Origin of the sequence: Paenibacillus sp. Soil787, assembly GCF_001429545.1 — a bacterium.
In the GTDB taxonomy this organism is placed as follows: Bacteria; Bacillota; Bacilli; order Paenibacillales; family NBRC-103111; genus Paenibacillus_E.
In genome coordinates, this window is record NZ_LMSP01000007.1 from 81648 (window position 1) to 106307 (window position 24660).

The 24660-nt window shown below is 45.7% G+C and carries 20 protein-coding genes and 1 riboswitch; of the genes, 4 read left to right on the top strand and 16 right to left on the bottom strand.

Annotated features, from left to right (window positions below):
* Positions 1-147: 147 nt before the first annotated feature.
* Both ASG93_RS09805 and ASG93_RS09810 read left to right on the top strand, forming a co-directional pair.
* Positions 148-1005 carry an AraC family transcriptional regulator gene (locus tag ASG93_RS09805; RefSeq protein ID WP_082614829.1) on the top strand — a complete coding sequence of 286 codons (858 nt, stop codon included), beginning with the start codon at positions 148-150 and terminating at the stop codon, positions 1003-1005.
* A gap of 448 nt (positions 1006-1453) precedes the next feature.
* On the top strand, positions 1454-2218 hold the full coding sequence (locus ASG93_RS09810; protein ID WP_056831312.1) for an SDR family oxidoreductase: 765 nt from the start codon (positions 1454-1456) through the stop codon (positions 2216-2218).
* Between the two features lie 245 nt (positions 2219-2463).
* Here ASG93_RS09810 and speE read toward each other — a convergent pair whose 3' ends face one another.
* From speE to ASG93_RS09835, 5 genes are read right to left on the bottom strand one after another with little or no spacing between them, the layout of a single operon-like run.
* Positions 2464-3297: a polyamine aminopropyltransferase gene (gene speE / locus ASG93_RS09815; RefSeq protein WP_056831314.1), complete on the bottom strand. Its 834-nt coding sequence runs from the start codon at positions 3295-3297 to the stop codon at positions 2464-2466.
* Between the two features lie 29 nt (positions 3298-3326).
* Positions 3327-4478, bottom strand: a complete 1152-nt coding sequence (gene speB / locus ASG93_RS09820; protein WP_082614819.1) for an agmatinase — start codon at positions 4476-4478, stop codon at positions 3327-3329.
* A gap of 36 nt (positions 4479-4514) precedes the next feature.
* Entirely contained in the window at positions 4515-5264 is a 750-nt protein-coding gene (locus ASG93_RS09825) for a hypothetical protein (protein WP_056831316.1), read from the bottom strand.
* Positions 5261-6106: an ATP-binding cassette domain-containing protein gene (locus ASG93_RS09830; protein WP_056831325.1), complete on the bottom strand. Its 846-nt coding sequence runs from the start codon at positions 6104-6106 to the stop codon at positions 5261-5263. The genes ASG93_RS09825 and ASG93_RS09830 overlap by 4 nt, the downstream gene beginning before the upstream one ends.
* Before the next feature lie 38 nt (positions 6107-6144).
* Positions 6145-7524 carry an APC family permease gene (locus tag ASG93_RS09835; RefSeq protein ID WP_056831327.1) on the bottom strand — a complete coding sequence of 460 codons (1380 nt, stop codon included), beginning with the start codon at positions 7522-7524 and terminating at the stop codon, positions 6145-6147.
* A 135-nt stretch (positions 7525-7659) separates the two neighbouring features.
* Between ASG93_RS09835 and ASG93_RS09840 the strand changes: the two genes are divergently transcribed.
* A complete protein-coding gene (locus ASG93_RS09840; protein WP_063891830.1) occupies positions 7660-8487 on the top strand; it encodes a MerR family transcriptional regulator in 828 nt (275 codons plus the stop codon).
* A gap of 90 nt (positions 8488-8577) precedes the next feature.
* Here the strand turns inward: ASG93_RS09840 and ASG93_RS09845 are convergent, their stop codons facing one another.
* The 8 genes from ASG93_RS09845 to rluF form a co-directional block, all read right to left on the bottom strand.
* A complete protein-coding gene (locus ASG93_RS09845; protein ID WP_056831328.1) occupies positions 8578-9561 on the bottom strand; it encodes an ABC transporter permease in 984 nt (327 codons plus the stop codon).
* Position 9562: 1 nt separating this feature from the next.
* Complete coding sequence (locus ASG93_RS09850) at positions 9563-10642, bottom strand: ABC transporter permease (RefSeq protein WP_056831329.1); 1080 nt, start codon at positions 10640-10642, stop codon at positions 9563-9565.
* Positions 10635-12176 carry an ABC transporter ATP-binding protein gene (locus tag ASG93_RS09855; protein WP_056831330.1) on the bottom strand — a complete coding sequence of 514 codons (1542 nt, stop codon included), beginning with the start codon at positions 12174-12176 and terminating at the stop codon, positions 10635-10637. The genes ASG93_RS09850 and ASG93_RS09855 overlap by 8 nt, the downstream gene beginning before the upstream one ends.
* Positions 12177-12305: 129 nt before the next feature.
* Complete coding sequence (locus ASG93_RS09860) at positions 12306-13373, bottom strand: BMP family lipoprotein (protein WP_056831332.1); 1068 nt, start codon at positions 13371-13373, stop codon at positions 12306-12308.
* Between the two features lie 256 nt (positions 13374-13629).
* Positions 13630-15168 (bottom strand): putative bifunctional diguanylate cyclase/phosphodiesterase, encoded by a 1539-nt coding sequence (locus ASG93_RS09865; protein ID WP_056831334.1) that lies wholly within the window; start codon positions 15166-15168, stop codon positions 13630-13632.
* Between the two features lie 86 nt (positions 15169-15254).
* A riboswitch (cyclic di-GMP riboswitch) is annotated at positions 15255-15343 on the bottom strand.
* A gap of 63 nt (positions 15344-15406) precedes the next feature.
* The gene (gene ilvA, locus ASG93_RS09870; RefSeq protein ID WP_056831336.1) at positions 15407-16663 is read right to left on the bottom strand and encodes a threonine ammonia-lyase IlvA; all 1257 of its coding nucleotides are present in this window, start codon (positions 16661-16663) and stop codon (positions 15407-15409) included.
* A 226-nt stretch (positions 16664-16889) separates the two neighbouring features.
* Entirely contained in the window at positions 16890-19250 is a 2361-nt protein-coding gene (locus ASG93_RS09875) for an S-layer homology domain-containing protein (protein WP_056831338.1), read from the bottom strand.
* 251 nt (positions 19251-19501) lie between these two features.
* Positions 19502-20212 (bottom strand): 23S rRNA pseudouridine(2604) synthase RluF, encoded by a 711-nt coding sequence (gene rluF, locus ASG93_RS09880; protein ID WP_056831340.1) that lies wholly within the window; start codon positions 20210-20212, stop codon positions 19502-19504.
* A gap of 218 nt (positions 20213-20430) precedes the next feature.
* Here rluF and ASG93_RS09885 point away from each other — a divergent pair, with 218 nt between their 5' ends.
* Complete coding sequence (locus tag ASG93_RS09885; protein ID WP_056831346.1) at positions 20431-21054, top strand: NAD(P)-dependent oxidoreductase; 624 nt, start codon at positions 20431-20433, stop codon at positions 21052-21054.
* A 486-nt stretch (positions 21055-21540) separates the two neighbouring features.
* Here ASG93_RS09885 and ASG93_RS09890 read toward each other — a convergent pair whose 3' ends face one another.
* The 3 genes from ASG93_RS09890 to ASG93_RS09895 all read right to left on the bottom strand — a co-directional run bounded on the left by ASG93_RS09890 (position 21541) and on the right by ASG93_RS09895 (position 24630).
* Entirely contained in the window at positions 21541-21846 is a 306-nt protein-coding gene (locus tag ASG93_RS09890) for a hypothetical protein (RefSeq protein ID WP_056831348.1), read from the bottom strand.
* A gap of 286 nt (positions 21847-22132) precedes the next feature.
* The gene (locus ASG93_RS34965; RefSeq protein ID WP_156389939.1) at positions 22133-22219 is read right to left on the bottom strand and encodes a putative holin-like toxin; all 87 of its coding nucleotides are present in this window, start codon (positions 22217-22219) and stop codon (positions 22133-22135) included.
* Between the two features lie 356 nt (positions 22220-22575).
* Complete coding sequence (locus ASG93_RS09895) at positions 22576-24630, bottom strand: ABC transporter ATP-binding protein (protein ID WP_056831349.1); 2055 nt, start codon at positions 24628-24630, stop codon at positions 22576-22578.
* Positions 24631-24660: the final 30 nt, after the last annotated feature.

Sequence of the window (24660 nt, forward strand, 5' to 3'; positions counted from 1 at the left end):
ACTTCAGTATACGAGAAGAACGTGGGATTGGCTATGGAGGCATGTTATTTCCACATGGAAAAATGTGATCCCGCATTCGCTTCTATTGTTAGATTTATGATAAAGTGAAGGTACATGATGATGCGTCGATCGGAGATGAAAGCAGGCATGACAAAGTCAGAGAGCTATTACGTTGTTTCGAATCCACTGCCTTCCCAGGAGAGTGAATTAACCGTGCTGTTTGCGGGTGAGAGCCAGACGAAGCCTGAGCATCGGTTAGGCCCCAAAGTATACGATTACTATCTGATCCACTATGTGATATCGGGGAAAGGGATATTCTCTTCACAAGGCGAAGAGCACGAGCTTGGTGCCGGAGACAGCTTCGTCATAGAGCCTGAACAGCTCATTAGCTACGTCTCCAACGAGATAGATCCGTGGCATTATTGCTGGATCGCTTTTACAGGTATGCAGGCCGCGGCGTTAGTCGCCTCAACAGGAGTTAATCCCCTGCAGCCCATTATTCATACCAAGCGTAACCGCCACATCCCTGTCCTTTTTCGCCATATTCAGCAAGCTTTAAGATCCAAAAAGACGAACGCACAGCTGAAATCCATCGGATACCTGCATTTGTTACTCGGTGAATACTGTGAAACATTATCAGCTTCCACATTAGCCGGCGTGGTTACGGAAGCCGAGAGTGACCGCATCGTGCAGCAAGCGATTCACTACCTGTCCACCCAATACGCTGAGCCTATCACCATTGAGCTGATGGCCGAGAGTTTGGGCTATAACCGCGCGTATTTATCGCGTATGTTCAAGCGTCATACCAAAGTAACACCCGTCACGTTTCTTCTAAAACTGCGTGTGGATAAAGCTCGTCTGCTGCTTCGAGAACGGTTGGAGCTTACCATCGAACAGATTGCATCATCCGTCGGGTTCTACGATCCGCTGTACTTCTCTAAGCAATTCCGACGTTGGTACGGCGTCTCGCCAAGCGAGTATCGCAATCAAATCAAATCGCTTTGATACTAATCTACCATAAGGTATCGCTGGATCAAAGTTAATTGGATTATCTCCAATAAAAATACGAATTCCAAGGTTTGAGAGTCGATTCCATTGGAAAATTCCAATAGAATCATAATTTCTTGCTAAAAACCTCTTCTACCTGCTCAAGCCAACGTTTCGCCACTCTGTAAGCATTGGATAAAATCCTTCAAGCAATTCCTGCAGCATGTTCATAAGGGGGTACTGATATTATCTGTACTCCTCAACTCCAAACCTAAATCTCCCCATATCGCTCGTAAAAGTATACCTCGAATGGCGCCTTTTTATCGCATTTGCGAATGAGAAAGCAAGAAATCAAAAGGATGGTCGATCTCCTTCTCACAAGGCAGGAATTCGGAATGAGAAAGCAACATTTCGAATGTCACTCTGTGATAAAACTAAACATGAAAACATGGAAGGAGATGAGGATATGAGCAAGCTGAAAGGAAAAATCGCTTTAGTAACAGGTGCAAGTCGGGGAATTGGACGAGGGATTGCTCTGCGTCTAGCGCAGGATGGCGCCATTGTCGCCGTACATTACGGAAAGAATTATGATGCTGCAGAGGAAGTGGTTCGCGAGATTCAGCATAAAGGCGGATCCGCCTTTACACTCGGTGCGGACTTGAATGTCGTAAACGGCGTTCGTGATTTATATGTGGGCTTGGACGATGCTCTCGAGAAGCACACTGGCGGTAATCAGTTTGATATTCTTGTTAATAACGCTGGAATCGGGCAAAGCGGAACCATCGAGGAGACGACGGAACAATCTTTTGATGAAATCATGAGCCTCCATGTCAAAGCACCGCTGTTCCTTATCCAACAAGCATTGCCACGTCTGAGAGACGAGGGCCGCATCATCAATATCTCCTCGGCTGTTACCCGTTTAGCTTTCCCTAATCTTCTGGGCTACAGCATTTCGAAAGGTGCGCTCAACACACTCACCTTCGTCTTAGCTCAGCATCTTGGGAATCGCAGCGTTACGGTGAACGCCATCTTGCCGGGAATCATCGATACCGATATGAATGCCGGAACACTGCAGGATCCGGGTGGGCAGAAATTCGCCGCCGGCCTCTCCCCTTTTAACAGATGGGGGCAGCCTGAAGATGTGGCCGATATCGCAGCCTTTCTTGCCTCTTCGGACAGCCGCTGGATAACGGGGCAGTTGATAGATGCAAGCGGCGGATCCCATTTATAAAATGGAACGGCTAAAAAGCTTGACGGATGCGCCAAGCTTTTTAAACCATATTGGTTTCATGCCATTACTTCGTATTCGGAATCCGCTTGTGAAACACCTACGATCATTCCACTAGGATCCGTAAATAGGCGAGATATCCCATTCCTGGCATACTCGTAGAAAAAAACATGCTGCTCACATGAGGAGCAGCATGTTCCTTATCCGCCGAGATCATCGAACTCAAGCGTTGATTCAGCATCACTCATTTACTTAACTAACTCTTCCACAAACCTTGGCAATACAAAGCAAGCCTTATGAATCGAAGCCGTGTAGTACTTTGTATCCATTTCATTGATAAATTCGGCATCTATCTCCACGGTAAGTGGGTCATACTTCTTAGATCCCATTTGGAATGTCCATAATCCGCTCGGATATGTCGGAACATTGGCAGTATACAGACGAGTAATCGGGAAAATTTGTTTGATGTCCTTGTTCACTTTTTGAATGAGTTCCGCTTTGAACCAAGGGTTATCTGTCTGCGCTACAAACATGCCATCTTCCTTTAACGCTTCATAAATCCCTTGAAAGAAACCTCGTTCAAATAGGGGAACAGCAGGACCGACAGGCTCCGTCGAATCTACCATGACGACATCGTATTGGTTTTTATTTTCATGGATGTGCATGAACCCGTCGCCTACAATCACTTCTACCCGCGGATTACTGTAGCCGCATGAAATTTCAGGAAGGTACTTTTTGGAATACTCAATGACTTTCCCATCAATATCTACGAGTACAACCTTTTCCACCTTGGGATGCTTTAACGTTTCCCGAACAACTCCCCCGTCTCCGCCTCCGACGATAAGAACACGTTTAGGATTGGGATGTGTAGATAGTACAGGATGCGCCATCATCTCGTGGTAAGTAAATTCATCTTTAATCGTCGTCATGACCATGCCATCCAGCAGCAGCATCCGGCCGAATTCGAATGTGTCAACAATCGCTAAGTCTTGAAATTCCGTTTTCTCAACAACCAGTGTCTCGCGAATACGTGCTGTAATTCCAAATGTCTCTGTTTGCTTTTCGTTAAACCATAATTCCATGTTCATAATGCTCCATTCTTCTTATCTTATTAAAACATTCTGCCGATCTTGCCATTGGCAACCATCGTACCCAGTACATCCAGAACAGCGCGGGCCGCTATCAAAGAGGTTTGATCGCTGACATCATAAGGCGGGGAGACTTCCACAACTTCCATGGCACAAACCCCTTCCTTCGCAATTAGCTGCAAGAACTTCAACGCTTCACGAGGCAAAAACCCGCCTGGTTCCGGCGTTCCCGTACCTGGGGCAAAACCGGGATCGAGGCTGTCAATGTCAAAGCTTAAATAGACGGCTTTTGCCCCTTTCCATGCGGTTTCCAGAGCGATTTCCGCTGCTTTTTCAATTCCCATTTTTTCAACATCAGCCATTGTTAAAATGTTCGTTTTTCGCTCTCTAGCATTGGCATATCCTTCGCGAGGACTAATCCAGCCTCCTTGGCCAACTTGAACCAAGTTCGACGCAGGCGCATTCGGGATATTAGTTGCATGGAACCATGGTGTGCCGTGCATCCGTTCGTCCATATCTTTTTCACCCATGTCGATATGACGGTCCATATGGATAATGCCAACCTTGCCTTCCACATTTTCGGCCACGGCCCGCAAGCAAGGATAACCAATCGCATGGTCCCCGCCGAAGATAATTGGCATCGTTCCCGAACTAATGACATGAGAAACCGCTTTAGTGATTTGGTCGAAGCTTTTTTCGATATTGGCAATAGTGAAAACATCGCCGATGTCCACCATGTTTAAGGATTCTTTGAGATCAACACCAAGTTCGAAAGAAAATGAAGTGAAAAGACTTGAAATGCGGCGAATCGCTTGCGGACCGAACCGCGTTCCTGAGCGGTAAGTGGTCCCGATATCAAAAGGCACGCCCATAAACGCAACATCGTATTTGCCAACATCGCGAACATCTTCTAAATAAGGAACTTTCAGAAATGTATTGATGCCTGCATACGGCGGCAGCGAACCTCTGGAGAAGCAAGAGATGGTCCGATCCCCAATGGATTCGGCAGCTTCTAGTCCAAACTCCAATCCGCGCTTAATTTCTTCTTCCGCCTTAACTTTAGGCACGTCTTTTTCTTTTTCCGCAGCTATAACACCCAATAAATCCTCATCTCTTGCACTATCATTGCCCTTATTTGGTCGGTAATTCAATCCATGATTATCAAAGAAACCCATTCTTAATTCCTCCTGTTAGTTCAGATAAAATGCTTTTTATAAAATGGATGGGAGAATCGAAGATTTCCCAAGAATACAGAGACTTCCTATTCCTAAACTGTACACGGATGTCGCAATCGCAACGCCTTGAAAAACCCATTTGTTTTTCAAACTCCGTTTGAATCCCATAAGACTTACAAGAGCTAGTAACGTATGCGAAACAAACAATCCGGTTGCGAATGCAAATACGGTTAAGAAACCATAATAAGGAGACCCGATGCCGGCAACTGTCGCAAACAGTAATAACTGTGTAGGGGTTTCCGCACCGATCCCATGGGCAATCCCTATCGCGAATGCGCCAGTACGAGAAACATCCAATCGGATCGTCGAATCGAACATGCGATGATTGCCAAGGAATCGGCCGGTTATTCTGGCGAAAACATTATAAAATCCGATAAACAGTATTCTCCATCTGCTGACCATGATGAATTCTTTTTGTTTTCTGTTGCGATATAGGAAACTAAGCATAAATATGGCCAATAGAATAAGCGTTAAACCGACAACTCGTTCCATCACGGCATCAACCCAATCTGGAATCGATAGACCTACTAAGACCGCCATACCGCCAAGGACCACGATCACGACTTCGTGCCCAAATGCATACCAAAAGGATAGAATCAGCCCTTTTTTCTTATCCCTCTCTCCCCCGACCAGATCCGTAATAGCGGCTATATGATCCCAATCAATACCGTGTCGAAATCCGAATAACAAGGCCAGGAAGATCAGGCCAATTACCTCGTTGCTCATTTCCAGGCCTCCCTGATACTAGTTTGATTAACTCCAATTTCCCAGAGTACCCTTACAGCTTCATCAACCGTTCGCGGAATGTTCTCCAGTTTGAGTTCAGGGAGCCGTGAAAAGGGAAGCGAAATCACCGGCACCCGTAAACGTGCTTTGCGCATAAGCGTCTCATCAATCGTCAAAGCGGGAGAACCGGCAGCTATGAAACTGCCTTCGCTTAATAGGAATAGCCGTTCACTCCAGGAGGCGGCAAAATCAACATCATGCGTCAGCACAATAATGGTTTTCCCCATGAAATGTAAGCCATTCAGGAGCGAAACGATGTCCGAATAGCCGCTCGGATCCAATCCGCTGACCGGTTCATCCATGACCAGAATCTCCACTTGATTGGCTAAGGCTTTTGCTAAAGCAATCTTTCTTTTATGAGTAGTACTCAGGTAACTAAGACTATGGTCTTTATAGTCCAACATGCCAACAATCCCCAGTGCCGTCTCTGCAAGTTTGATCATATCAGCTTTCGGCAGTGACTTTTTGATCAGCTCCGATGTTACATATTCCCAAACTGTGCGAATGAAAAAGGAAGATTGAAAATCTTGCGGAACGAATCCTAATCGTTGATGGAGGAAGCGTTTTGATTTTGAATTTATTTCTTGTCCTAATACGCTGACTGATCCCATCTGCGGAATGGTCAATCCGCTCAGATGACGAGCAAGTGTTGATTTACCCGACCCGCTGCTTCCCAGAATGATAACTTTACTATTGATTGGGATTTCGCCGGATATTTCGGTTAATGCTTTTTCCCCGTTTGGATAAACGTAAGACAAATTATTGATCTCCATGGCATACATGTAAAATCAGCACCACCATCCCGCTAAAATATTTGTTATTAAGTAGATATAGCGCTTTCCTTATTTGACGAATGGTCAATGGGTATAACCGTTTCATCAAAATTAAATTCGGGAAGTTTGTTACGGAAGAATTTTGTCAGGAAAATCAGGTAGATCAATCCGCATGCAACCCAACTGCAGCCGAGTATCAAGGCGTTCAAAGCCAAATAGGACCATAACCACATAATAAATCCGGCGCCAATCAGCGGCAGAATGAGATATTGTGTCGTTTCTTTGAAAGAACGTCTGCGTTGCCTCACATAGTAATGGGCAATAACAGACAGATTAACGAATGTAAAAGCAATAAGCGCGCCGAAATTAATGAAGGTAATTGCCGTATCAAGGCTCATCACGATCGCTAACAAAGAGATTAACCCTACAACAATAATGCTGTTGAATGGCGTTTTATAACGCGGGTGAATATAGGCAAATATTTTTTTGGGCAGCACGGAATCCCTCCCCATCACATACATCACGCGAGATACGCTGCTGACCGCCGCTACACCCGAAGTAAAATTGGCTACGATCATGACCGTGATAAATATGGAGCTAAACAAATTCCCGCCAACAACCTTTACTAATTCAAGGGCCGCAGAGTCCGTATCTTTAAATACAATGCCTTGGTGGATCAATTCAGACAGATAAGCTGCACCAATGTACATGACACCAATAATCAGCATGATGAGCATGATCGCTTTAGGAATGTTTTTTTCAGGCTTGATCGTTTCCTCCGATAATGTTGTGACTGAATCAAAACCGAGAAAACTAAAGCATAGGAGTGAAGCTCCGGCTAGTACGACAGGCAAGGATACTTGCGGATTGATAAATGGTACCGCCGAGATGAGAGTGCTGGTCCCCATACCTCCCCATAAGCTTTTAATCGTTAATACGCTGAATACCGCAATAAAAATAATTTGAACGACGACAAAAATTTTACTGACAGATGCCGACAAATTAATGCCTAGAATACTGATAACCGTCATTCCGACATTCAAGATCAGTATCCAAACAAAAGCAGGGACTTCCGGAAATTGAGCAGATAGAAAAACAGTGGACATCAAGCAAGTAATCAAAGGGGTCAGCAGATAATCCAGCAATATCGTCCACCCGACAATAAATCCCAATCCAGGGTTCATGGACTTCTGTGTATACGTGTAAGCTGAACCTGAAATCGGAAATGCTTTGGCCATCTTTCCATAGCTGAATGCGGTAAAGAGAATGGCCAAGAAAGCGATTACATAAGCAGAAGCAAGTAAACCTTGTGAAGTGTCTGTCGCAATGCCGTACGTAGCAAAAAATACCATAGGATTGTTCCATGCAAGGCCTAAAAAAACGACTTGTCCTAACGTGAGCGATCTAACAAGCATGTTCCCCTTCATACTGCTCAGCCCCTTTAGATTGATAATTCAACCTTATTCAATTATAGTTTTTATTGTAAAGCTTTGTGTTACACAAAGGTCAACATAAATGTTATAGTACACTTGGCATGCATTTCAAATGGCGGGGTGGCCCAATTGAAAGAAAAATTAACGATTAGCGAGATGGCCAAGCTGCGCGGGATGACCACGGAGACCTTGCGGCATTACGATCGCATCGACTTATTCAAGCCTCAACTCGTGGATCCCCACACAGGATATCGATATTATTCCATTTTTCAGTATGAAATATTAGGGACTATCAAAGAGCTGCGCCAGATCGGGATGAGCCTGGACGAAATCAAGCTGTATTTTAATGAACGAAACTTAAAGAAATCATCGGATATTCTAAAAGCCAAGCATGCGGAGCTTGTTTTGAAATTGAATGAATTAGCCGAGCTGGAAGAAAACATAAGAGAAAAAATCGTTTACCTTGAAGAGGCTGCGCAAGAAGGAGCACTTCATTCGGTTATCTTTCGCGAAATAAAAAGCAGGAAGATAATTACTTTGAACGAAAAAATCAATAACAATTTGGAGCTTTGCTACGGTGTGGTCAGACTAGAAAATATGCTTACGGAGAAGGCACCGATTCTTGCCAGTAATCGACTGGGTATTATTATCGATGAGACGGATATTCGGGCTAAACGGTTTGAAGAACCCTCCGTTATATTTGTCGTGGCAAAAGAAAAGGAAAACATACAAAAGCAGTGCCTGAGAATCATTCCAGCCGGATTATTTGCCTGTATTCGCTACAACGGAGAATTATTAAGGAATCGCAGCGAAAGCTTGAATAAAGTATCTGATTATCTTCATGAAACGGGCTATCGTATGACAGGCGACGGTCTCCAAATTATGCAAGTCGATATTACGATTACGGATAATCCCAATGAAGTCATGTTTGAAATTCAAGTTCCCGTTCAAAAATAAGCGAATCATTCAGCATCTTGCATAAGTTCCTATACAACAAAAAAACATGCACCGCCGCGGGAATTCTCCCAAAGCTGTGCATGTTTTATTTTAACGCTTACCCGGATCGTAAGGTTCACCAAGAGCTGAGGGTGCTTTAGCCCGACCTACTGCGCCTGCCAGCACTAAAATAGTCAGTACATAAGGCAGCATGTAGAGGAATTCCTGCGGAATATAATTTGAGAATTCGAACAACCGCATGAAGTTGTTGAGCGCCTGCGCCATCCCGAAGAAGACTGCTGCGCCCAGCGCGCCAACTGGATGCCATTTACCGAAAATCATCGCGGCCATTGCAATAAACCCTTGACCTGAGATCGTGTTATGTGAAAAGGCACTTGTTGTCGTGAGCGTAATGGTCGCCCCGCCAAGTCCGCTTAAGAGACCACTAATCAACACGGCGATGTAACGAATTCGCTTCACTTTAACCCCTACGGTATCCGCGGCACTCGGGTGCTCCCCAACGGAACGAAGACGCAAACCGAATGGTGTCTTGAACAGCACATAGTAGGTAACCGCGACGAGAATCAAGGCAATGTAAGTTGTCGGATAGGCATTGAAGAGAGCATAGCCGATATACGGTATTTTGGACAAAATCGGAATTTCCCATTTGGAAAACACATCATTTAACGTTTCTGTTTGACCAGCACCATTGAACAGCACTTTGACCAAATATAACGTTACGCCTGCTGCCAAGAAGTTAATCACAACACCGCTGATGACTTGATTGGCTTTGAACGAAATCGTCGCTACCGCATGAATCAAAGCGAAAATGAGCGCAAATAACATGGCAGTCAGTAACCCGATCCATGGGGACCAGACACCCATATTCGCCTCTTCTGCATAATACGCGCCGACGGCAGAAGCGAATGCCCCGGAAACCATGAGGCCCTCAATCCCGATATTGACGACTCCGGAGCGCTCCGAGTAAATCCCACCCAAGGCTCCAAAGATGAGCGCTGTCGAATAGACGAGCGTCGTGTTGATAAGTTCACTAAATTTCGTGAAAAACGCGTTAAGCATGGTGAGCAGGTCCATGTTACGTAGCCCTCTCTTTCTTGCGTTTACTATAGAACGGGATGAGCACCCATTTAACGATACCTTGGGTTGCGACGAAGAAGATGACCGAACCGATGACAATACGGATAATCTCAGGCGGCACATCGGCACCGAAACTCATGCCAGCAGAACCGTAGGACAATCCGCCGAACAGTGCAGCTCCAAGCACAATCCCTATCGGATTATTAGCACCTAGCAGGGATACTGCAATCCCATCAAACCCGTACCCTGGGAAGCCAGCTGAAACAACTTGATAGTGGAATACACCAAGGACTTCAAACACGCCCGCTAGCCCGGCAAAAACGCCTGAGATAAACATCGCTTTGATAATGTTCTTGTTCACGTTCATTCCGGCATATTTCGCGGCATCGATGTTATGACCAACTGCTCGCAGCTCGTAGCCTTGCTTCGTTTTCCATAAGATGATATAGAATACAACCGCTGCGAGTATCGCAATGAGTGTACCCCAGTGCATCCTCGCATTCTCAAGCATAGCCGATAGCCATGTGATGCTCAGAGATGCTGATTCTTGAATCATATATGAGCGCTGTTGCTTCGGCTCTAGAAGAAATTGATTAATGATATAATTCGACAGGAACAAAGCGATCCAGTTCAACATAATCGTTGTAATAACTTCATTAACGCCACGCTTTGCTTTCAAATAGCCAGCAATAGCTCCCCACAGGCCAGCAATAAGTGCACCAACGATAACAGCTAACGGAGCATGAATGATCCATGGAAGACCTGTCACTTTGACACCAATAAATGTAGCCCCCGTCATACCCATAACGAATTGCCCTTCGGCACCGATATTAAACAAGCCTGTACGAAAAGCGAATGCGACGGATAATCCCGTTAAAATAAGCGGGGTAATCGCACGAATGGCTTCACCTATATCATACGCATTACCGAAAATACGAGAAAATAGCGCCCCATAGGCGGCAATCGGATTATAACCGCCTGCCAGCATCACGAGTGCTCCGAATAACAGCCCAAGTATAATCGCCACGATCGGATTCACCGCTGATTCACTTGTAAAAATGCGAGCAACCTTATTCATGAGCAGCTCCTTTCTCTGTGCGCTTACTGCCAGCCATGAGAAGTCCAATCTCTTGATCGTTCGTCTCCTGCGGCAGCACTTCTCCCACAATCTGCCCTTCATAGATGACAGCAATGCGATCCGACACATTCATAATTTCATCCAGCTCAAAAGAAATCAATAGTACCGCTTTGCCTTTGTTCCGCTGCTCGATCAATTGACGATGCACGAACTCGATCGCACCGACATCCAATCCCCGTGTCGGTTGCGCGGCAATGAGAAGATTGGGATTTTTATATATTTCCCTGGCAATAATCGCCTTTTGCTGATTACCACCCGACAAAGAACGCGCTTTATTGTAGATACTTGGCGTTCTAACGTCGAACTGCTTAATCAACGCTTCCGCATGACGATCGATAGCTTCATAATTCAAGAAGCCAGCTTTGTTATACGCAGGATGAAAATATGTTTCCAGCACCATGTTCTCGCTCATTGTAAAATCGAGCACGAGCCCGTGCTTGTGCCTGTCCTCAGGAATATGCGACAAGCCAGCCTCGGAGATTTCTCTCGGCGTATGGTTGGTAATGTCGCTTCCCATCAGCAGCACACGACCGCTATCAATGGAACGCAGCCCGGTTAAGGCCTCGATTAATTCACTCTGTCCGTTGCCATCTACACCGGCGATGCCCAGAATTTCTCCGGCTTTCACCTCAAAGTTAAGCCCCTTCAGAGCAGGCAAACCCTGTTGGTTACGCGCAACTAGTTCTTGCACCTGAAGAACGGGTTCTCCAAGCTTCACGTCCTGCTTGTTCACTTTGAAGGAGACGTCGCGCCCGACCATCTTCTCCGCTAGAATCTGTGGATTCGACTTCGAAATTTCGAGCGAATCAATCACTTTCCCCCGACGAATGATCGTCACGGTATCGGCGATCTCCATAATTTCTTTCAGCTTATGTGTAATGAGAATGATGGATTTGCCCTCTTTAACGAGATTGCGCATAATGACCATCAATTCACTAATCTCTTGCGGCGTTAGTACAGCTGTAGGTTCATCAAAAATAAGAATATCGGCGCCGCGATACAGCGTTTTCAATATTTCCACACGCTGCTGCATGCCGACGGAGATATCTTCAATTCTCGCTTTGGGATCCACACGCAAACCATATTGCTCCGATAACTTGCGTACTTTGTCTTGCGCTGTTTTGTAATCGATTTTCGATCCTTTTTTGGGCTCCATGCCCAAAATAATGTTTTCTGTTACGGTAAATGGCTGAACCAGCTTGAAGTGCTGATGCACCATACCAATGCCGAGCTCGATAGCACGATTCGGGCTATCAATAAATACTTCTTTGCCTTGCACTTTAATGTTACCTTCATCCGGCTGATAAAGTCCGAACACAATGTTCATTAGTGTTGATTTACCCGCGCCATTTTCGCCAAGCAAGGCATGAATTTCGCCCTTCATCAGCTTTAAACTAATGGCATCATTCGCAACTATGCCTGGAAATCGCTTCGTAATGTTGCTAAGTTCAACAACAGGGACTACTTCACTCATCAGATCACCCTAAGGATCAATTTTTTTAATTACCTCTAAAACTAAAGAACAAGGCTAGTTATTATAACTAGCCTTGTTTGAACAGAAGCAAACCTATCGTTCGTAACCTTAACGCCTTTTATACCAAAATTAAGGTTTTTCAGGAACTTTGATTTCGCCGCTAATAATTTTTGCTTTGTACTCATCCACTTTTTTCAAAATTTCCGCAGTCACATTTTTCTTGGAAGTTTCAGGAAGGCCTACACCGTCGTCTTTCAGACCAAGTGTAACCACTTTCCCACCTTGGAATTTGTTGTCGATAATGTCTTTGGAAACACGAACAACGGCAGTGTCAACACGTTTCAACATGGAAGTCAGTGTAACTTCATCGCCGAACTCAAGGGATTGGTCTTTATCTACGCCGATAACCCAAACCTTTTTACCGTTTTTAGCGCGGTCTTTCGCTTCGTTGAATACACCATTACCTGTGGAACCAGCTGCGTGGAAAATAACATCAGCGCCATCGTTATAGATCGTAGCTGCTGCTGCTTTACCAAGGTCAGGCTTATCAAAAGCGCCTGTATAGTTAATTTGAACTTTAGCATTTGGATTAACCGCTTTAACGCCAGCAACGAAACCAGCTTCAAAACGTTTGATAACCGGGATGTCGATACCGCCAACGAAACCGATTTTGTTTGATTTTGTTGTTAGACCTGCAACTACCCCTACAAGGTAAGAACCTTCTTGCTCAGAGAATGTTACGGATTCTACGTTTGGAGCTTCAACGACATTATCAATGATCGCTAATTTAGCATTTGGGTTTTGAGTGGCTACTGTTTTTAGTGAATCGCCCATCAAGAAGCCGATACCCCAAGTCAGGTTGTAACCGTCTTTAACGAATTGGTTTAGGTTAGGCGTATAATCTGCATCGCCTTTACTTTCAAGGTTTTTCACTTTAACGCCTGTTTGTTTCTCAAGCGCCTTCAAACCTTCCCATGCACTTTGGTTAAAAGATTTATCGTTGACGCCACCAATATCGGTAACCATTCCGATTTTGAAGTCTTTACCGCTGGCATTGCCTGGCGCCGCTGAAGCTGCAGCAGTCGTAGTTGGAGTCCCTGAAGCCGCCGGTTTTGTTTCTTCTTTTTTGGCACAGCCGGAAAGAGCTAATGCAGAAACCGTTACAGCCATAAGAGCTGTTGAAAGCATTTTCTTCATCATTATTACCCCCATAAGATCATTTAATTTAAAACCATGAACTCTTACTTTGTAGGTTGACCAAAATTAGTTAAATTATGTAAGACTGGCTATAGATGAGTGTATCATTTTGAAACTCAAGATCAAAGCGATACTCCAGCAAAATACCATAATTCGTTATGTCACACAAGTTGACATGGTCTTTTTGTAAGCCCCTACAATATAGGTTCCAAGCCCCAATTATTTATTATACTACCGTTGGTCAATAAAATCTAGATTACCCTTTGTTAATTTTATCGTTCATAAGTCTCATGAATTGTTCGGGTCCTAACGGGCTGCTGAACAGCATTCCTTGCACTTCCGTACACTGCAAAAGTCTCAAGTGCTCTAGTTGTTCTTCCGTTTCAACACCCTTTGCAATCAAATTCAGACCTAGCCGGTGAGCCATGCGAATAATGGCAGCAGCCAGCAGCTGATTCTCATCGTCATCTACCAAATCCCGAATTAATGTGCTGTCCAATTTAACGCTATCTAACGGCATCCCTTCGAGCCCGCTTCGTGTAAATAGGCCTGTACACAAGTCATCCATCACGATACGCACACCGAATTTCTTCAGCATAATCAATTTCTCGCTAGCCTCTTGTACATTAGAAGATGTGATACTTTCCGTAAGGTCCAGTTCCACCAACATCGGATCCATACCTGTATCTTTCAAAACAACGGCAATTTCTTCAATAAAATGCTCATCTTTAAACTGCGAAGCTGTTACTGCTAGGGTCATTCTTAACGGTGTATAACCCTCGTCCTGCCAGATTCTCATCTGTCTGCACGCCGTTCTTACAGCCCATTTCCCAATGGGTATCATGAAACCCATTTCCTCGGCAGCTTTCTTCCAATCCATACTAGTTGCGAGGAGGTTGTCTCCCTTACTCCAATGAATGATCGCTTCCATTCCGATTAATTTCCGGTTTGTTATTTCATATTGAGGCTGATAGAGGATTTCAAATTGATTGTTATCTATGGCCAATCGGAGCTCTTTCTCTATGTGAGCTTTACTCTTCACCATGGCATCGATGTCAGAGGCATAGAATTGGAACTGGTTATGTCCCCGGTTTTTGGCCGCATACATCGCTTCATCTGCAAACGCCATGAGCTGCTCAGGCAGCTGACCATCTAACGGATACAGAGCTATCCCTATACTAGCCGTTATGGTTACAGGCATCCCATCTAGGATAAAAGGCTCTTCCAGAGCCATTTGAATGCGAGAAGCTACAACTCTTGCATCATCAGGCTTTGCAAAAGATTCTAGTAAAATAGTAAACTCGTCGCCACCCTGGCGGTACACCGTATCCGATCCCCGCAGGCAGCCCAGCAAACGTTCTGCTGCAAGGCGAATTAAACGGTCTCCATTGGCATGGCCTAATGAATCATTGACATCCTTGAATCTGTCCATGTCCAAGAACATAACAGCCGCCAGTTGTTCATTACGCTTCGCGTGCAGAAGTGTACGCTCCAATCGGTCATTAAACAATCGTCGATTGGGTAATCCCGTCAATGTATCATGATAAGCCAGAAAGGCTAGTTGTTTGCTCTTTTCTTCCTGCTCTTTACTAGTAAGAAGCAAGTGACGGATACTTTTCGCAAAAAATAGACAGATTAGTGCCTGAAAAAGCATACTAATGTAAACGTAAGGCGAGAAGGAGAAAGAAGAAGCAGCAAGTAGATTCAAGGTCAACAAAAAGAAGCCCAGTACGCCCAAATAGGCCAGCGTTTGTGCTTTCATATGATGTATCCACTTAGAAAGTATGCCTCTCATTCTTAAACCTCCTTATCTGATATTAAAAAAAGGCTATTCCTCATCGGAATAGCCGTAGGTGTACCTGTTTAGGTAAACTGCAACCTGTCGGCAGCCCAGCCATCATTGTTGCGAGAGCAACCTTAGATCTGCAGCTTTGCGTCCTTACCTTTCGATAAGTTTGCCTTTTACGATATTAAGAGCAATAAGTGGGACTAATTAACTATATCATATCCATTCCACATTTGGCTATTTTTCCTTAAATAAGCAAGTTAAAGAGCTTGGGATCCTTATTTATTTCGATATAGCCATAATCCTTCTGGGATAGGCGCTCAATAAGCCCCTCATAATCATCTTTATTTTTGAGCTCAATGCCGACCAGCGCCGGAGCATCGTCCCTATTATTTTTTTTCGTATACTCAAATCGTGTAATATCGTCTGTGGGTCCTAAGACTTCTTCCAGAAATTCGCGCAAGGCACCCGCACGCTGCGGGAAATTAAGAATAAAGTAGTGCTTCAAGCCTTCGTACACGAGCGATCTTTCTTTAATCTGCTGCATACGGTCAATGTCATTGTTGCCGCCGCTGATAATACAGATGACATTCTTACCGCGAATCTGCTCCCGATAAGCATCGAGTGCTGCGACCGGGAGTGCGCCAGCAGGCTCAATGACAATCGCGTTATTGTTGTACAGCTCCAAAATAGTTGTACATTCCTTGCCGGAAGGAACAATGACGATATCCTCAAGCTTCTCTTTGCAAATCTCAAAGGTAAGCTCACCCACTCGCTTCACGGCTGCTCCGTCTACGAACTTCTCAATCGTGGATAAGGTCACGACCTTCCCCTGCTTCAGCGCTTCCGTCATGCTTGCCGCGCCCTCCGGCTCAACACCGATGATGCGCGTTCGTGGAGAAACACTGTCCACATAGGTCGCAACTCCCGCTGCAAGACCGCCTCCGCCAATCGTTGCGAAGATAAAGTCTGGAGATTCGGGCATTTGATTCATAATCTCAAGGCCAACCGTACCTTGCCCGGCAATCGTACGAATATCATCGAAAGGATGTATGAACACCTTATTCTCCTTTGTGCAGTAGGCCTTGGCTTGGTTAGAGGAATCATCGAATGAATCACCTGTGAGAATAACTTCAACAAAGGATCCGCCAAATAGCTTAACTTGGGAAATCTTTTGTCTAGGCGTTGTTGTCGGCATGAATATTTTGCCCTCAATACCAAGCTGTTTGCAGGAATATGCCACGCCCTGCGCATGATTGCCGGCGCTCGCACACACGACACCCGCTTCGCGTTCCTCCGGTGTTAAGCTTTGGATCACATTATACGCTCCGCGAATTTTGAAAGAACGAACAATTTGCATATCTTCACGTTTAAGATAAACGTTGCATTCATACAAGTTAGAGAGCAGCTCATTGCGTTGCAAAGGCGATGGTTCGATCACCCTGCTGAGCACATGATTGGCCCTAATAATATCTTCCAAACCTACTTTACTGGAAACAACCATTTTCTCATACTTCCTTTCTCCACATTGTGCTATTAAAGTTTTAAAGATTATTGTAGCACAACTCTGTCCGCCTGTACGAAAATAATATTGGCAGCGCTATCAGAGAGAGTACGATAATATCTTTAGACCGCTCAACCACAAGAAGCCTCAAACCCACCAACTGTGGATTTAGAGGCTTCTTTTATTGGTTATGAGAGAAGTTATTTAACTCCCCTCAACCACATATTTAGTAATAGTAACGAGACTGCTCCTGAAGCTCAGAACGTCTTTGCAAAAAGCGGTAGAAGGCGCTAGCCGCCTGTGCTTTCGTCACTTCTTGCTGAGGTGCGAATTGTCCATCGTCCAGAGACATAATATTCAGCCCCACCACAATCGCTGCGTCACCAACATGCTTAAGTTTAATAGCATCTGCGAAATTGCTATTGAAGATGCCGTCGAACTTCGTCAGGCTTTTATAGCCAAGCGCCTTCACGATCAGCTGTGCCATTTCTTCCCGATTCATCGCAGCTTCCGGGTTGAAATCAGTACCTGCATCAAGCAAACCGCGATCAACGGCATTTTCGACATAGGCAAAATAAGGAGAAGATTTGCTCACATCGGCGAAAGATGCCTTCCGTTCTGCCCCGTAATAAATACCACCGTTGCCGCCATTCATGGCAATAACGAGCATTTTGACCAACTCGCCACGTTGAATGGTTTGATCCGGATTCACTTTGCCATCCTTCACATCCAGCGCTTGATAATCCAGCATAAGCTGAAGCTCATTTTTCGCCCAGTGATTGTCAATGTCGCTTACTGTCACTTTATCCAAGGAAATTACTTCACCCGTTTCACTATTCCGCCATTGACCGTTTTGTGCATCCAAGAGGAAAGGTTCACGGTTGAATTTGGGAACGAGTGAATAAACAAGCTTAGCTTCTAGTTTCCCGTCTGTCTTCAGATCCATGGATTGCGGAACATCCCCAGCTGCCACCATCACTCTATATTTCTCTAGTGGAATTCCACCGATGAACCCGCTGCCTTGGGCCACATAATTTAACTTGATGTCGAACTGCGCAAGCCAAAGATCCTTGGCTTTATCGATGGCCAGTACCTGCGGCTTTTGCTGTGGGTATGGCATATTGCTGATAGAGAAGTGATAACCGGTAATTTGACCAGTCACACGATCGATGCTTACCGTCACTTCTTCATTCCCAGCATTTACGCCATCAATCACGCGCTTAAAACTAATATCCCAATTGCGCATATGCTTCAGCTGATCTTCCGAATAATTTTTAGCCGATTGCACACGAAGCGACAACTGATCGGTATAAGCAGGAAGCTGCTTTTTCACAAAATCAACACCGGTTGTTATCGCATCTTCCAGAGCAATTTTACCCTCTATATCTTTATCGGCGTCAGGACCGTAAGGGATGTAGCTGCTGTAATTTGTAATCTCTCCTGTCTTGCTGTTCACGCTAGCCCATGCGCCTTTACCGACGATTTTAACTTTGGAATCCTTCTCAGACGCCTCATTCCAACTTAAATTCCAGTTCGAATTGGTTTCCCCTGTTTCAGGGTTGGTCGATTCATTATAGGATGCTTCTTGGATTTTGTAGTCGGAGGAAAGATTGAAGGCCGTTGTCACCTTCTTAATAGCCTCTTCCTTTGTCAGGTCCAAAGTAGCAGCTGGCTTAGCAGCCAGTGGCTTATCGGTTAACGGCTTGTTCCCCTCAGCATCTTCCATCCCTTGAACTGGATTCCAAATCTCGCCGGTTTCTGCATTCAGAGAGAAGCCGCCAAGCATGTAGGAAATAATCGGTATTTTCTTGCCTTTGGCACCGTATGGAATCTGATAAAGCAGAGTAAGATTCGCCTTATCACGGAACTTTTGCGCAGCTTTCTCCTTGGAAATCGGCGTTACATTCTGCTGAAACGTGACATTATCATCCCAATTGTAGTTATAATTCGTAACCTGTCCTTCCCCATTGACGACCACACTGATACCATTCGGAGCAAAAGGCACACCGCCAACAGATCGATCGAACCGAATATTGTACTGGTAATTACCATTCAGCGGCGTACGAAATGCATTCTCCTCTGTATCATTATATACTAGCTCCTTCTGCTTATCTGGATTCACTTTGCTTATAAAGGCAGAAGCGACTTCCTTGGCAGCTTTGAAATCCACTTTCGGCGGATAGCTTGGTTTGTGGTCAGGGTCATTGTCATTCATGGAAAAGGAGGTCAGCGTTCCGTCCAAGCCGTTAATCGATACGTTTAAAGAACCGTAATTTCGATCTTTTACCATTTTGGTATAATTAATGTTCCACGTCGGGAAATTCCGGCCATTCATACTGTAATAAGCATTCAGACTAATGGATTGAAACGTATAGCCTTCCGGCAGCGTTATGTAGGTTTTCACTCGTTCAATGGCTTGTTCTTTGGTAATTTTGGCATCCAGCTGCTTATCATCCTTACCGGGTGATACAGGGGGTGCAATGGACGTGCTTCCTACACCAGCTTCAGCCGCCCAAACCCCTGGCGCAGCAGTAAGCAGCAGAGTCGAAGCGAGTACCAGCGTTCCTGCTTGTTTGATTAATTTCAAAGTCATCTTCCTCCTCAACATTTTGCGTTTCAAAAGCTTTAGAGACATAGATCTTCCATAATAATCCTCGACGTATATAACTGGAAAAAAGTTGCTTTAGAACACTCAATAAATGCTACATATTTTTATATACACGAAATGTCGCTAGATCGAAACGGTTTATAGCTAAAACTCTAGACGACTCAACAAAAAACACATGTTTGCGCACCCTTGATCGAATGAACATACATGTGTAATTTTTATTGCAAATATTATCTTGATTGGGAGTTCTCCTTGCTAAGTGTATGCATTAAATCCTGCATTTCACCTTGCGTCAAATTCCGCCATTTGCCCACTTTCAAATTGCCCAGATGGATATGCATGATCCGAACCCTCTGCAAACGCACTACCCGATACCCGAACGCTTCGCACATCCGACGAATTTGCCGGTTAAGCCCTTGCGTGAGAATGATTCGGAAAACGCGGTCGCCAACTTGGTAAATCTCACAAGGCTTCGTCATCGTGCCCAGAATTCGGACCCCGCTCGCCATTCCTTGCAAAAACATCGGTGTAATCGGTCGATTGACCGTCACGATGTATTCTTTATCATGGTTGTTCTCCGCTCGCAGAATCTGATTCACAATATCTCCGTTATTGGTCAAAAGGATGAGCCCTTCAGAATCTTTATCCAGTCTGCCGATCGGAAAAATACGCTCCGAATGCCCGACGAAATCAACAATGTTGCCTTTGATATGCGCTTCTGTTGTACTTGTGATCCCTACAGGCTTGTTGAGTGCAATATAAACATGTTCCTTCTTCTCGCCAATCGGTCGACCATCGATCCGAACCTCATCCCCAGGGCCAACGACACTCCCCAGTCCAGCAACCTCACCATTAATCGTAACGCGCTTCGCCTCTACCCACTTGTCCGCTTCCCGTCTGGAGCAAACACCGGTTTCGCTAATAAATTTATTAATTCTCATGCTTGGGAAATCCCCTTCTTTGCCGTAATCAAGTACCTCCTATTATGCTGGATTCATCCACTCGGTTCAAGTAGCGTTCAAAGGGATCGATGTTGGCGACATGTTTGCAGAAAATAGAGTATCAAGAGAATGTGAGCACAAGCTCGACTAAGTTCCTCCACGAGTGTGATAAGCGGTATAATAATGATAACCATTAACGAAACAGGGAGGCCCCAATCATGCATATTCTCATACTAGGAGCCACAGGTAGAGTAGGAAGAAGAATATTGGAAAAAGCACTAGCGGACGGCCACGAAGTCACAGCGCTCGTTCGAAGCCCGGAGAAGCTGACGGGAATTCACTCCGAAGGCTTAGCCTTGTTGGAAGGCGACGCTCGTAACAGAGATGATCTACATGCTGCCCTCCGCGGGGCGGAGCTGGTCATAAGCTGCCTCGGCACCGATGGCGGCACGGTGCTGACCGAGTTCACGCCTCTACTCATAGAGGCTATGAAGACACACGGCGTGAGCCGAATCGTCACTGTCGGTACAGCCGGCATTCTGCAAAGCAGAGAGCATCCCGGCTTGCTGCGCTATGAGGCGCCGGACTCCCGGCGCTCTAGGACGCGCGCCGCTGAGGAGCATCGCAAAGCGTGGGAGCAGCTCGCCGCCTCGGGCTTAAGTTGGACAGTCGTCTGTCCAACTTATTTACCCGACGGCGAGCCACTGGGGCAGTACCGCGCCCAGCGGGACTATTTGCCCGAAGGCGGGATGTCCATCTCCGTTGGCGACACCGCGGCTTTCACGTACCGAGCCGCTCTCGATGGCGAGTATGTAGGGGTGCGTGTGGGGATTGCTTATTAGCTAGTAGAGTAGAGTAGAGTAGAACAGAACAGAACAGAGCAGAACAGAGCAAACAAAATATAACACTCGGCTTACGCGTCCTTGGTTGAGAGTGATTTATGGCTGAGGCAAAGCAATCTACGCCCAAGAGACGTAATGCTGAAACAATCGCTAACCCATCCGTGTGATTGTTGTACTTTGTACAACTTTATAAAAGCTAATTCACTGTTGTCAGCGCGATTGTTGCAAAAACTATCAAAAACTACAACAATTTCAGCCTAAAGTAGCTGTATAGCCTATAAACAGACTAGATTGTTGTAGAATGTACAACAATCTAGGATTTCCAAGCAGAAATCAAGGAAATTGTTGTACGCAGTACAACTTGCCTTACCTTTTTAACTTCGTCACCTCACCCTCCCCTTACCAAAAATTTTGTAAAAAAAAGACGGATGGAAGCCAACTAAACTGGCCTCCACCCGTCTTTTTTTATACGAGCAACTAGTAACCTCATCTTCTTCCCTTCGCCAATGCCTGGATGTTGATCCATGAAACAACGATCCCTATCACACGGAAAAGGTACCCTGCAACAGGGATAAAACTCAAGAAAGCCATAACAATATTGATGACCGTCTTGGTCGTGGTCCCATTGCTTGTAAGTATGGCAAAGACCAGGTTGACAAACACGAGTGGGATCACCCAAGAGCACGACCACAAATATACAAACGGAATAAGACCAAGCAAGTATCCGACAGCAATAGCGATTTCGGACAAAAGCTGAAGCAAGTTTAACAATCGAATCGTTTCTGGACGCATGATGCTCCTCCATTTCAAATAGGGAAATATTACTTATTGTAGCATAGGACCGACAGATAGTCTTTAGTGCGGTTAAAGAGCCTTGTCCGCAGTGGAGTTCATTCTGGTTCAGATGCTGCAATAGGCTGTTTCCCTTTTATATTGCGTGTCTAAAGCATACGTAGTATGATTATAATAACAAAGAGACGGTGCGGCCAACACCATCTCCTGCACAGACTTGGGTGTGAATACCCTCCGGGTAGTAACGCAGAGCAGTAACCCACTAGGCCTTCAACCTATGAGTGGGTTACTTCCGTTTATCGATGTATGTCAATAGCGCCAGTATAAAGCTACCGAACGCAAGCATGATTACAATCGTTTGGAAAGTTTCCATGGCATCACCCTCCTTTCTGGAGGAGAATGCTCACCCGAGGTTGTCCTGTACCAACTTAATATATCATACAAAGTCTACCATTTGGTAGGCTTTTTCCTTACCTCAATTTCCTAAAGGGAAGTGAACCTATTGCTGATCAAATGCTAGAAATACGAAACTAATCTGAAGCATCAATGATACGGTGACAGCAACATTTCATATACCGTTTCCTAAGATAAACGACTCCGTCGTCCTTCAGGACGAGTGCGTTTATCAAGGTTTATGCGGAGCAAAAGTATACAACTTATACATTCTTATCAACTCAGAAAAGCCAAAGCCAGCCTCCGGACAATAAGTCCGACGGCTGGCTACCTGCCCTACAATACGCTGCGCACTTCGCTCTCAGCGGCCGAGGCTGTTTCCGGATGTCCCTGCTGCAGCTGGTACATCTGGTAGTACCGGCCGAGGAGCCTCATCAGCTCCTCGTGGTTGCCACGCTCGACGATCTCGCCGTGGTCGAGCACAAGAATCTGGTCGGCGCTCTTAATCGTCGACAGGCGGTGGGCAATGATGAAGGTGGTCCGCCCCTTCGAAAGCACTTCGAGCGCGGCCTGAATGATGGCCTCGGTCTCCGTGTCGATGGAGGCCGTCGCCTCATCGAGGATCAGAATCGCCGGGTCGAACGCCAGCGCCCGGGCAAAAGAGATCAGCTGCCGCTGCCCGGCAGACAGCGTGCTGCCCTTCTCGATCACGGGCTCATCGATGCCGTGCGGCAGGCTCTTGAACATCTCATCTGCGCCTACCTCGCGCAGCGCAGCCTCCACCCGTTCACGGGTGATGGACGGATCGTCCAGACTGACATTGGACGCAATCGTCCCTGTGAACAGGAACGGATCTTGCAGCACGATGCCCATATGCTGACGCAGCAGCTGTTTGGGTATCTCCCGCACATCGCGGCCGTCCACCGTGATCCGGCCTTCGTTCACATCGTAGAAGCGGAAGAGCAGATTCAAGATCGAGCTTTTGCCCGATCCGGTATGGCCGACAAGCGCCACCGTCTGTCCCTGTTTGGCCTCGAAGGAGATGTCCTTGAGCACATCCTCCCCTTCTTTGTAGGCGAAGCGAACATGTTCGAACTTCACATTGCCTAGATAGCGATCCGCTTTCTCAGCGGCCACGTCGATACCCTGCTCATCCAGCAGCTCGAATACACGGTCAGCGGATACTAGAGCACGCTCCAAATTCGGCAGCTGATTCACGATCCCGACCATCGGATGAAACATCCGATTTAGATAATCGACGAAAGCGTACAGCACACCGACAGTGATCAATGAGTTGATTGAACTGCCCCCGACATACCAGATCAGACCGAAGAAGAATAAGTTCCGAACCACATTCATCAGGTTATGAGAGGTCAGCGAGTTCAAGCTAAGCAGTTTATTCTGATATTTCGTATATTCATCGTTCAATTGTTCGAATTCATGAATCGTTTCCTTTTGCCGCCGAAAAGCTTGAATGATCGTCATGCCTTGAATCGCCTCATTGATCATCCCATTGATCGAGCCGATCCGCTCCCGAATTTCATGATTATAGAAGGACGCATATTTACGGTAAACAATGATCCAAACATAAAGCAGCGGAATAACCGGAAGTGTGAATAAAGCCAATCTGTAATCTAGAACGAATAAAGCCGCGATGATGCCCACAATATAGATCGTACCTGTAAAAAAGTTCGCAAGCACCTGTACATACAGGTCCCTGACAGACTCCGTATCATTCGTAATCCTCGATACAATTTTACCCGCAGGCTGATTATCAAAATAGTTGATAGGCAGTCGCTGAATTTGTGCAAAAACATCACTTCTCATGCGCTGTATAATCCGATTAGCCGCTGATTGTAGTAAATATTTTTGTCCATAGGTAAAACCTGCACCAATAATGATTAAGAGTAAATAAAACCCTGCAAGCTTCATTAGACTGTTAAATTCCGGTTTATAGAACGTATAGAGCTCTTGAATACTCAGCTTCCTAACCGCATACTCCGCTTCTTCCGTCCCTTGTGTAATTGTCAGCTTACCATTGTCTGCTAGCTTGCGTGCGCCATCAAAGACGATCGGCTGATCCACCCATACGAACTGGCTGCCCACCTGCAAAATGCGAACTTCCTTCCCTTTCGGCTCGCCTACCGCGAAGTTGTCGCTTCGCTTATAAAAAATCCCATTCGCGGGGACAGCCTTGCCCGTCTGCGTCGCAGACGTTGTCTCGTACCACGGCTTCTCGATACCGAGAATGTGTGTATCAATCATCTGTCTCGCAATAAAAGGTCCTGCCAGCTCTGTTGCCACCGCAACCGATAAGAATAACAGCGCAATAAGCAGGGGCTTTTTGAATAGCGCCGCGTATTGAAATAATCGCTTACCTGTTTGTTTCATGAGGGTTCTCACCTTCTTTTCATCGGATAT